The 10883-nt window shown below is 66.4% G+C and carries 10 protein-coding genes and 1 pseudogene; 2 read left to right on the forward strand and 9 right to left on the reverse strand.

The genetic code is table 11. The features are described from left to right. Position 1: 1 nt before the first annotated feature. From P1K32_RS12815 to P1K32_RS12845, 7 genes and pseudogenes are all read right to left on the reverse strand, one after another. Positions 2–175 (reverse strand): hypothetical protein, encoded by a 174-nt coding sequence (locus P1K32_RS12815; RefSeq protein WP_276250111.1) that lies wholly within the window; start codon positions 173–175, stop codon positions 2–4. A 100-nt stretch (positions 176–275) separates the two neighbouring features. Next, a complete protein-coding gene (locus P1K32_RS12820; RefSeq protein WP_276250112.1) occupies positions 276–611 on the reverse strand; it encodes a mechanosensitive ion channel family protein in 336 nt (111 codons plus the stop codon). A gap of 15 nt (positions 612–626) precedes the next feature. After that, a complete protein-coding gene (locus tag P1K32_RS12825) occupies positions 627–1634 on the reverse strand; it encodes an AIR synthase family protein (protein ID WP_276250113.1) in 1008 nt (335 codons plus the stop codon). A 39-nt stretch (positions 1635–1673) separates the two neighbouring features. Next, positions 1674–2729: an ABC transporter ATP-binding protein gene (locus P1K32_RS12830; RefSeq protein ID WP_276250114.1), complete on the reverse strand. Its 1056-nt coding sequence runs from the start codon at positions 2727–2729 to the stop codon at positions 1674–1676. After that, positions 2726–4419, reverse strand: a pseudogene (locus tag P1K32_RS12835) (ABC transporter permease). The gene P1K32_RS12830 and the pseudogene P1K32_RS12835 overlap by 4 nt, the downstream one beginning before the upstream one ends. Then, positions 4420–5487: a thiamine ABC transporter substrate-binding protein gene (locus P1K32_RS12840; RefSeq protein ID WP_276250115.1), complete on the reverse strand. Its 1068-nt coding sequence runs from the start codon at positions 5485–5487 to the stop codon at positions 4420–4422. A 173-nt stretch (positions 5488–5660) separates the two neighbouring features. After that, on the reverse strand, positions 5661–6521 hold the full coding sequence (locus P1K32_RS12845; RefSeq protein WP_276250116.1) for a helix-turn-helix transcriptional regulator: 861 nt from the start codon (positions 6519–6521) through the stop codon (positions 5661–5663). A gap of 150 nt (positions 6522–6671) precedes the next feature. Between P1K32_RS12845 and P1K32_RS12850 the strand changes: the two genes are divergently transcribed. After that, positions 6672–8264, forward strand: coding sequence for a GMC family oxidoreductase (locus P1K32_RS12850; RefSeq protein ID WP_276250117.1), 1593 nt, complete (start codon positions 6672–6674; stop codon positions 8262–8264). A gap of 131 nt (positions 8265–8395) precedes the next feature. On the opposite strand, the gene P1K32_RS12855 is transcribed toward P1K32_RS12850, so the two are convergent. Beyond that, positions 8396–8809, reverse strand: a complete 414-nt coding sequence (locus P1K32_RS12855) for an Lrp/AsnC family transcriptional regulator (RefSeq protein ID WP_220589337.1) — start codon at positions 8807–8809, stop codon at positions 8396–8398. 102 nt (positions 8810–8911) lie between these two features. Here P1K32_RS12855 and carA point away from each other — a divergent pair, with 102 nt between their 5' ends. Beyond that, on the forward strand, positions 8912–9958 hold the full coding sequence (gene carA, locus P1K32_RS12860; protein ID WP_276250118.1) for a glutamine-hydrolyzing carbamoyl-phosphate synthase small subunit: 1047 nt from the start codon (positions 8912–8914) through the stop codon (positions 9956–9958). 65 nt (positions 9959–10023) lie between these two features. On the opposite strand, the gene P1K32_RS12865 is transcribed toward carA, so the two are convergent. Beyond that, positions 10024–10644 (reverse strand): hypothetical protein, encoded by a 621-nt coding sequence (locus P1K32_RS12865; RefSeq protein ID WP_276250119.1) that lies wholly within the window; start codon positions 10642–10644, stop codon positions 10024–10026. Between the last annotated feature and the right edge of the window lie 239 nt (positions 10645–10883).

The raw sequence follows: 10883 nt of genomic DNA on the forward strand, positions 1-10883 counted from the left end.
GTCAGTCAGAAACCCCGGGCGCGTCGGGGTCCCTGACGGCCAGTTCGCCGTCGATGGCGTGCTGGGTCGTCTCGCTCAGGTCGATTCCCGCCGCGCGACACTCCTCGTTGACGCCCCGGACGAACGCCGAGCGCACGGCCGGGAGCCGGTTCCGTCGCTCGTTCGGAATCCACACGCGGCCGACGACGACGACCGCGGTTGGCTGACACCCACAATCGGCTCTGGCTCCTCAACGACGTGGTTGAGCTCGCTCGCGACGTCCCTGACGATACTCTCTAGCGCCGAGACGTCCGTTCGTAGGGAATGCCGAATTCGTAGGAGACACCGATAGGGCCCGTCGAGGTCCGGTTGGTCACCGTTCCGGTCGCCAGTTCGGTGTTCGGGACGACGATGCGTTCGTTGTTCGGTGTCCGGACCCGCGTCACCCGCAGGTCGATGTCGACGATGACGCCGCGCTTGCCGTCCCACTCGATGGTGTCGCCGACGTTCAGGTCAGGGTCGGTGACGATGAACGCGCCAGAGACGAAGTTTCCGAGAACGTCCTGAGCGGCCAGACCGACGGCGACGGTGAGGCCGGCAGCGACGAGGGGCCTTTCCGGGGCCCGCGTCATGAACCCCGGTTCCCGCTACCCCTCCGAGAACCGCTCGAATTCGGCCCACGCCGGGTCGCTCTCGGGGGCCGACAATCGGTCGCCGTCGACGAAGACCCCCTCGCCGTCGGTCACAGAACCCACCACGGCGGCGGGTGTCCCACCGTCACGGATTACCTCGGCTACCGCCGCTCCCCGGCCGGCTTCGACCGCACACAGGAGTGTGCCGGCGCTCGATACCTGCCACGGGTCCACGCCGACCGCGTCACACACCGCCGCGACCCCGGGCGCGACGGGCACCGCGTCGCCGTCGATATCGAACCGGACGCCCGCGCCGCCGGCCATCTCGACCAGGCCGCCCGCGATACCGCCCTCCGTCGCGTCGTGCATCGCGGTGACGCCGCCGGCCGCGAAGGCCGCTCGGGCGTCTTCGACCGCGGCGATATCTTCGACGCGCTCCTGTGCGGTCGCGACGGTTTCGGGGTCGAGCCCCAGTCGCTCGGGAAACAGTGTCGAAAACAGACCTGTCACCTCCGCCCCCGGGCCGGTCGTCACGACGATGTCGTCGCCAGGCGTGGCGCCGTCCGGCCGGACGATATCGTCGTGGTCCCCGACCCCCAGCACCGTCGCCCCGCCGACCCAGGAGCTGTCGATGCCGGGGTATCGGGCCGTATGTCCCGAGACGATGCTCACGCCGAGGCGCTCGGCGTGGTCCGCGAGACCGGTCCAGAGCGCTTCGAGGTTCTCGTCGCTCCAGGCCGGCGGGAGCGTCAGGTTGATTGCCAGGTGGGTCGGTGCGACGCCGGAGACCGCGACGTCGGTCAGGACGATTTCCAGGGCCAGCCGACCGGCTCGCTCCCACCCCAGTTCCGGCAGGATGGAGATGGGGTCGGTCGCGACGACGATAGCGCGCTCGCCTATGTCCAGGACACCGAAATCGACGCCGTGGCGGGGGCCGACCGATACGTCCGCCCGCGGTGCGCCCAGATTGGGGTAGATGACGTCGTCGAACGTCTCCCGGTCTATCTTCCCGAGGTCGCTCATTGTCTCACTCTCGCCCGGTCCGGTCTAAAATACCCCGACTTAGATGACGTATGCATCGGCCCTGTCGAACCGAAGCCGAACCTCACCACTTGGCGGCTCCGACGCCGCCGTTTTGACTTCGACCCGCCGGTCCTGCCAGCGGCAGTGGGCCCGGTAGGCGTCCCCCAGAAACTCGACGGTCTCGACCGTCGCTTCGAGTGTCGTTTCCACCGACCCCGAACCGTTCGCTCCGTCGACCACCGCGATGGCTTCGGGCCGCACCGCGAGGGTCACCGACTCACCCGCCGATACGCCAGCATCGGCCGGCAGCGGCAGCTTCGCTCCGTCGACGATGATACATGTCCCGCCGGCCGTGACGGTGCCCTCGAAGAGGTTGTTGTCGCCGACGAACTCGGCCACGAAGCGGGAGGCGGGGTCCCGATAGACGGTCTCCGGGGCCGCGAGCTGCTCGACGTGGCCATCGTGCATGACGGCCACCCGGTCGCTGAGCGCCAGCGCCTCGGCCTGGTCGTGGGTGACGTAGATGGTCGTAATCGCCAGTTCCTGCTGGATGGTCTTTATCTGGACGCGCAGCCGTTTGCGGAGCTTCGCGTCCAGCGCCGACAGCGGCTCGTCGAGCAGGAGCACGTCGGGTTCGGGCGCGAGCGCGCGGGCCAGCGCGATGCGCTGCTGTTGCCCGCCCGAGAGCTGCTCGGGCGACCGGTCGGCGACACCCGAGAGGTCGACGAGGTCGAGCAACTCGGCCACGCGCTCGTCCTCACTGCGGTCGTCCCCGAGGTCGTGAAAACGCAGCCCGTAGGCGACGTTCTCGTGGACGCTCATATGCGGGAACAGGGCGTAGTTCTGGAACACCATCCCGACGTTGCGTGCTTCGGGCGGGGCGTCGGTCACGTCCCGGCCGTCGATGGCGACGCTGCCGTCGGCCCCGTCGGTCAGGCCGGCGATGGCGCGAAGCATCGTCGTCTTCCCACACCCCGACGGCCCGACGAGGGTGAAGAACTCCCCGGGCTCGATGGACAGCGACACGTCTTCCAGTGCGGTCACGCCGTCGAATGCGACCCGCATCCCCTCCACCTCGACGCCGGGCTCGTTCATTGGTTCCACCCGCTGCCGACGCGGTCGATGAGTACGAAGCTGACGGTCGTCACCGCGAGCAGGACGGTGCCCATCGCCGTCGCCGGCCCGAGGTTCGGGCCGAGCGAGCGGTTGCCGGTGTAGCGTTCGAGCGCGACCGGCATCGTCGCGCTGTCGACCCCCTCGGCCAGCAGCACCGTCGAGTCGAACTCGCCGATGCTGATAGCGAAGGCGAAGGCCGCGCCGGCGATGAGCGCCGGGACGACGAGGGGCAGTTCGACGTCGAGCAGCGCCGTGGTCCGGTCGGCCCCGAGCGCCCGGGCGGCGTCGACGAGCCGGTCGTCGATGCTCCCCAGCGCCGGCGTGACGTTGCGCGAGACGAAGGGGTAGGCCGCGACGGCGTGGGCGGCGACGATGGCCACCGGCCCGGTGACGGTGACGCGGTAGCCAAACAGCGTCGTCCCGAAGACGAGGGTACGCAGCATCCCGAGTCCGAGGACGATGCCGCTGACGGCCAGGGCGCCGTCAGCAGGGCCTCCCAGAGCCGGGAGCCGCGACGCTCCCGGGTCGCGACGACGGAGACGACGACGCCCATCGGCAGGGCGAGCAAGAGTGCGCCGACGCCAAAGAGCAGCGAGTTCGTTATCGCGGGCAGCGGGCGAGTCGTCCCCGCCGCCGTCGAGGCCTGCTGGGCGAGCAGGAACTCGTAGTACCGGAGCGTGACGGCCCCATCGGGCGTGGTGACGCTCTCGACGACCAGGCTCACCAGCGGCCCGACGAACAGCACCAGCGCCGCGCCGGCGTAGGCGAACAGCGCCACCCGTTTCGGGTCGACGAGCGAGCGCCAGCCGGCGAACAGCGGGGTCCGCGCCCGGCCCCGCGATTCGCCGCGTGCGTTCAGTTGCGCGGCCTCGAAGCGGAGATAGACGTATATCAGCCCCAGCGAGAGCGCGGTCTCGATGGCCCCCAGCGTGGCCGCCTCGGCCAGGTCGAGACGCTGGACGCGGGCAAAGAGCCACACCTCGACGGTCGCGAGTTCGAGCCCGCCAAGGGCCAGTACGATGGGGAACGACATGAACGTGAAGATGAACGTGAGCACCGACGCGGTCAGCAGCGCCGGTAGGAGCTGTGGCAGCGTCACGTCACGGAACGCCCGCAGGGGGGTGGCCCCGAGGGTTCGCGCGGTCTCGACGCGGGCCGGGTCGACCGACTCCCAGGCGGCCGTCACCAGCCGCGTGACCAGCGGCGCGTTGTAGAAGGCATGCGCCAGAACGATGATTTCGAGCGTGAACGTCAGTTCGACCGGCCCCAGGCCGACGACCGTGAGCACGTCGTTTACCAGCCCCGTCCGACCGAACATCGCCAGGAAGCCGACGGCGACCATGATAGAGGGGAGGACGAAGGGGAGGATGGTCACCGAGCGGAGGAACCGCCGGCCGGGGAACTCGAAGCGGGCGAGCAGATAGGCCCCGGGGAGCCCGACGACGACGCTGGCGACGGTCGACAGCAGCGCCTGGTAGGCGGTAAAGGCAAACAGGTCGTGGTAGAACGGGTCACCGAGTACAGCGGCAAGCGGCGCAGTCGTGAACCGGCCGGCGTCGGAGACGGCGCTGGCGAGCACGCTCCCGACGGGGTAGTAGAACACGACGGCCAGCGTCGCCAGCGTGGCGGCGACGGCTACCGGGAGTACCCGGTCGTCCCGGGCGGACATTCAGTTGCTCGCTATCTCCCGGCCCCAGTCCTCTATCCAGCCGTCGACGTTGCCGGCGAGTTTGTCGTAGCTGAACGTGACGGGTTCGGGCGGTTCCAGCGCGTACTCGCCGAAGTCGCCGCCGGGCTCGACGCCCTCGACGGCGGGGAACTGGACGTTGTTCACGGCGATTTCCTTCTGGGCCTCCTCGGTGAGCATGAACGACATGAACTCACGCGCAAGCTCTGGGTTGTCGGCGTCTGCGAACTGCGCCATCCCCTCGGGGTTCGCATAGCCCTGGTCGTTGAGGAAGCCGACCTGGTGGCGCGACATATCGACGCCCTCGCCGTGGTAGTACACCTGGTCCGTGGAGTAGGAGACGACCATCGGGGCCTCCTCGTTCGTGTAGGCGTTGTAGGCCGGTTCCCAGTCCGAGAGAATCTGCACGCCGTTGTCCGAGAGGTCGCGCCAGTACTCGAGATAGCTGTCGGGGCCCTTCTCGTGGATGGTCCACAGGAGGAAGGCTCGTCCGGGGTCGGACTGCTGGGCGTTCTGGGCAATGAGTCCGTCCTCGTAGGCCGGCTCCAGCAGCGCGTCGAAGGTGCCGGGATTCTCTACTTCGCCCTCGTCGTAGACGAGACTGATGTAGCCCGTGTCGTAGGGGACGACGCGGCCGTCCGGGTCGAAGTTGAGTTCGGACTTGACCGAGTCGGCGCCCTCGACGTCGGCCGTCGCGAACAGCTGCTGGTCCAGCTGTTCGTCCGCACGAACGAGCTCACCGGTGTTCAGGCCGACGAACACGTCCGCCTCGACCGGCGCGCCCTCGGACTTGCGCTGGATGAACTGGTTGATGCCGCTCTCGGGCGTCGTGAACTCAACCGTCGCGTCGCGGTCGGCTTCGAAGTTCGATTTGAGCCAGTTGCCCGCGGTGTCTTCGCCGGTAAAGGAGGAATACGTCGCGACCGTGAGCGTGTTGTCCGACTCACTCTCACTCGGGGTAGTCGTCTGGTTCACTGGTTCGGCGCTACAGCCCGCCAGCGCGATGGCGCCCGTCGCACCGACTCCGGAGAGGAACGTCCGTCGTTTCATACCTCGGTGGTTACACCAAGTAATACTTGAACCCTCGCTTTCCCAATCAGGCCAGTTACGCGCCGATTTCGGTGAATAAAGCGTTTCGGCGTCGCTCGCGGCGTCGCTGGGGCGGTTCCCTCGAATCCCTCGGCAGATGGCACAACCGGCTTGACGCAGACGCGAACCGGGAGTCACTCCACCAGTTCGGGGAACTGCCGTTCCACGTACGGGCCGAGGGGGTCTGACTCCGCCCAGAGCGCCTCGAAGAGGTCCCGTCCCCACTGGACCGCCGACTCGGTCTCCGAGACGAACAGGGCGGTGGTGCCGGCGACCGAGCCGTGTTCGGACGTGTCGGTCGCCCCGCTCTCGGTTTGTCGGTCCGTCCTGCCCTCGCTCACCGCGGGCAGCTCGAACTTCAGCTTGTTGTTGGTGACGACGGATGCGAACTGGGAGTCTGTCAGTCGGAGCGTCGCCGGGTCGAGGTTGTTCAGCTCCTCGCGGTGACCGTCCCTGTACCGCTGGAAGCTGACGTCGATTGCCTCTCGAGTCACCAGCAAGCGCGTCTCCGGATGTGTGGGGATGGCCTCCTGGTGGCGCCGCGAGTAGTACGGCGTCGTGAGCTCACAGGCGTCGGCCGATTCGAGCATGCTGATGGCGACGTCCTCGCACCTGTTAGGCTCCTGGGGGACGTCGCGGACGATTTCGTACTCGCCGATCTCCGGCAGTCGCCGACGGAACGCTGCCGGGATAACGTCTATCTGATGGTTCTTCCAGAACGCCGGGTCCGTCGCGCGAAAGTCCTCCGCGGAGAGCCACTCCGAGACGCTGTCGGCGACGAGGTGCCCGTGCGCTGTGGGTTTCCAGCCTTCGTCGCCCTCGGTGAGCAGCCCGCGGCCCCTGAGCGTCGAGAGCGCGTCGTAGACCGCGGAGTCGCTCGCATCGATTCCGGACAGAAGCGCGTCGGTCGGCGTCGGGCGCTCGGCCACTCGAAGCACGATTTCCGTCCGCACCGACGAGGTGAGGACGAACTCGTTTGGCGACTGGGACGGCATTGTCCTTACTCCTGTCGTCATCACACTTAAACTATCAGATTACACACCCGACGGACCAGCCGCCAACCGGTTGACCGCTCACCCACCAGTTCACCGCTCTTCCCGGAGATACTGCGGGGTTTAAGACTATACTGATATGCATGAAATAACATGGGAAATGTGGGCGACGGAACCTACGACTACGTGATAGTCGGCGCGGGGCCGGCGGGCTGTGTGCTCGCGAATCGGCTCTCGGCCGACGAGGACCGGGTGCTGCTACTGGAGGCGGGCAAACCGGACGAGAAGCGAGAGATAGGCATCCCGGCTGCGTTCGTGGAGCTGTTCGAATCCGACGTCGACTGGGAGTACGACACCGAGCCCCAGACAGAACTGCACGACCGGGAACTCTACTGGCCCCGCGGGAAGACGCTCGGGGGGTCGAGTTCCATCAACGCGATGATATACGCTCGCGGCCAGCCCGAGGACTACGACCACTGGGCCGAACTCGGAAACGACGGCTGGGCGTACGAGGACGTCCTGGACTACTTCAAACGGGCCGAACACAACGAACGCGGCAGCTCAGAATACCACGGGACCGGCGGACCGCGGAACGTGGCCGACCAGCAGTCGCCAAACGTTCTCAGCGAGGCCTTCGTCGAGGCGGGGCAGACGGTCGGACTCCCACACAACGAGGATTTCAACGCCGGCGAGCAGTCGGGCGTCGGCCGCTATCAGGTGACCCAGAAGGACGGGGAGCGCCACAGCGCCGCCGACGCCTACCTGAAATCGGTTCTGGACCGACCGAACCTGACTGCCGTGACTGGAGCGCAGGTGACGCGTGTTCGGTTCGACGGCCAGGAGGCAGTTGGCGTGGAGTATGTTCGCGACGGGAGCGACGAGCCGGAGACGGTCGACGCCAGCGAGGAGGTGATTCTCTCGGCGGGCGCTATCAACTCGCCGCAGCTGCTCATGCTGTCGGGGGTCGGGCCAGCGGAACACCTCACAGACTACAACATCTCGGTCGTCCACGAGCTCCCCGGTGTCGGCCGAAACCTCCAGGACCATCTCAACGTCAAGGTCAACTACGCCTGCGAGAAGCCGGTCACCCTCGACGATGCGGACTCGCTGTGGAACCTGCTGAAGTATCTGGTGCTGAAACGGGGGGCGCTTACCTCGAACGTCGCAGAGGGTGGCGGCTTCGTCTCGGTCTCTGATGCGGATGACCGGCCCGACATCCAGCTCCACTTCGGCCCCTCGTACTCTGTCAATCACGGGTTCGACAATCCCGACGGCCACGGCTTCTGGCTGAGTGCGCTTTGCCTTCGCCCGGAGAGCCGCGGCCGGATTTCGCTTCGCTCTGCAGACCCGCTCGACGAGCCGTGCATCGACCCGCAGTATCTCACCGAGGAGAGGGACCTGGAGATACTGCTCGAAGGGGTCAAACTGGTCCGCGAGATTCTGCAGGCCGAGCCCTTCGACGAGTACCGCGGCAGGGAGGTGTCGCCGGGACCCGATGTGCAGTCGGACGAACAGCTAATCGAACACATCCGCGAGGCGGCAGAGACGCTCTATCACCCTGTCGGCACGTGCAAGATGGGTGACGACGATATGGCGGTGGTCGACGACCGTCTCGCTGTCCACGGCGTCGATGGCCTGCGCGTCGTCGACGCCTCGGTCATGCCGACGATTCCCAGCGGGAACACGGACGCCCCGACGACCATGATAGCCGAGAAGGCGGCCGACCACATTCTGAACCATCGGTAGCCGTACGTCGCTATCCCACTCGCTCGTCCAGAATCAGCCTCAGTCGGCGAATACTCGTCCCCAGGGTGGGTTCACTGCTGCTCGCGGCTCCGCCGCTCGTTTATCGAGGTCGCTTTGCGACCTCGCTCTGTTCACCCAACCCGCTCGTCGAGGATTAGCCTCGTCTTCGTACTCACCACTTCCTCGAGCTCCCGCGCTCGGGTGATGAGTTCGTTGACCGCGCCGGTGTCGGCCGCGTCGACGACGACGACGATGTCCTCCTCGCCCGAAACTTGCCAGACGAAGTCGACGGCGGGCCACTCCGCGATGTGGTCGGTGACGGCCTCAGTGTCGACGTTGACGTCCACGCCGACCTCTATCATGGACTTGACGTTGCCGGTGCGGGTCGCGACGGTAAAGCGCTCGATGATGCCGTCGTCGACCAGCCGGTCGACGCGGTTGCGCACCGTCCCCTCGGAGGTCCCCACCTGGTCTGCAATCTCCGTGTAGGGCGTGCGGGCGTCCCGCCGGAGTATCGACAGTATCTCCCTGTCCAGTTCGTCCATGGAGATACGAAGTTTCCGCCCCACCTGACTTGAGGATTACGAAAATCGTAACTCGGCTTCGAAAGCAACCCTTATGCCGGCCAGTCCTGTACGCATCTCGTAATGGCTGATGCATACGTAGCGCTGGAGGGGGACCGTGTCATCGAGGCGCGTGCCCGCGCTCCTGGGACGACACGCGGTGAGGTCGTGTTCACGACCGCCTACACCGGGTACGAGGAGAGCCTGACCGACCCGTCCTACGAGGAACAGATTCTCACGTTCTCCTACCCGCTCATCGGGAACTACGGCGTCCGGGAAGAGCGCTTCGAGGACGACCGCGTTCACCCGCGTGGCGTCGTCGCCCGCGAACTCACCGACGACGTCGCCGAGTGGCTCGAAGGCGAAGGTGTGCCCGCCGTCGACCACCTCGACACCCGGGACATCGTCACCGAGATTCGCGACGAAGGGGCCATGAAGTGCGGTATCGCGGCCGGTCCCGACGTGACCGAGCAGGACGCGCTGGACGAACTCCACCAGTGCAAGCACATGTCCGACCACGTCGACATCGGCGCGCAGGTCTCCGTCGACTCCGTCGAGACCTACAACGAGGGCGGTGACGGGGCCACCGTCGCCCTGGTCGACTGCGGCGCCAAGGGCTCGATAATGAGCTCGCTGGTCGAACGCGACGCCGTCGTCCACGTCTTCCCCTACGACGCCAGCGAGGACGACATCGCCGAGGTCGACCCCGACCTCCTCTTTATCTCCAACGGTCCCGGCGACCCGGAGAACTTCCAGCAGGCCGGCGAACTCGTCGAGACCTACGTCGGCGACGTGCCGCTTGCGGGCATCTGTCTCGGCCAGCAGGTCGTCGCCAACGCGCTGGGCGGGGAGACCGAGAAGATGGAGTTCGGCCACCGCGGCGTCAACCAGCCCGTGCGTGACCTCCGGAGCAACAAGGTCGTCATGACGACCCAGAACCACGGCTACACCGTCGCCGACCCTGGCGACAAACTCGACGTGACCCAGGTCAACGTCAACGACGACACCCCCGAAGGGCTCGAAAACGACGACCTGGGCATCATCACGCGCCAGTACCACCCCGAAGCCAACCCCGGCCCCCACGACTCACTCGGCTTCTTCGACGACGTCCTTGCGATGACCCAGGACTAGCGACTCCAGGTTTCGGTTTCCTGCACGGAGAGACTGCACAGCGGTGCATCTCTCGCCCGGGTGGCTCACTCCCCGTCGTCGACCGGCAGCCCGCGATACATCACCGTCTGTTTCTCGCCGCTTGCGGTCGGTTCCTCCTTCGCTGACTGCTGTCGCATCGGGAGGCCACGGTACATCACGGTACCGTCCTCGCCGACGCTCTCGGGCGTCTGTCCCTGTCGGTCCTCGATGAACGCGGTCACCGCCGCGAGCAGGTCCTCGTCGGTCTTCCGGGTGACCCAGCAGTGATAGATGTTCTGCGGCGTCGTGAGTGCGAGCCGGTGGGCGCGAAAACCGGTCCTGTAGCTGGTGTCGGCGATGGACTCGTGGGGTATCTCGATGACCCGGTCGGTCGACCCCTGGCCGACGAGACAGAGCGTTCGCCGGCCGGTGACCAGGACGACCGTCTCGTGGTCGCGGCTGGGGGCGACTGTGTTCCGTTTCGAGCCGAGCCCGACGCCCCGTTTGGCGTTCGAGAGCACGAACGCGGGTGACTCGGCCGGTTCGAGATACGAGACCGGCGGCTCGTGCAGCGGGGGTGTACAGAACCGACCCTCGACACCGGACAGTAACGGCGCGGTCACCGTCTCCGACGGCGCTATCTCCGCCAGCGTCTCTGCCCGATCGTAGGTGGCCCGGTCCGTCATCTCTGCGTACCCCGCTCGGTAGGTCCCTGCATACTCTCGTGAAGACGCTATCGTCCGCATCTAATCATGGTTCTGTATGTAGTGTTATTACTCTGGAAGGAGGATATTTGTCTCGAAATAAACTAAATTATAAACTATACGTGGTGAAAGGGCGAAAACTGACGCTCTCCCGGCTCCACTGGTTTCGCACCTGCTCGCGGCTCGCTTCGCTCACCGCTCGTACTGTCCGAGGAATCTCC

It is taken from the genome of Haloarcula rara, from assembly GCF_029338235.1.
Lineage (GTDB): Archaea > Halobacteriota > Halobacteria > Halobacteriales > Haloarculaceae > Haloarcula > Haloarcula rara.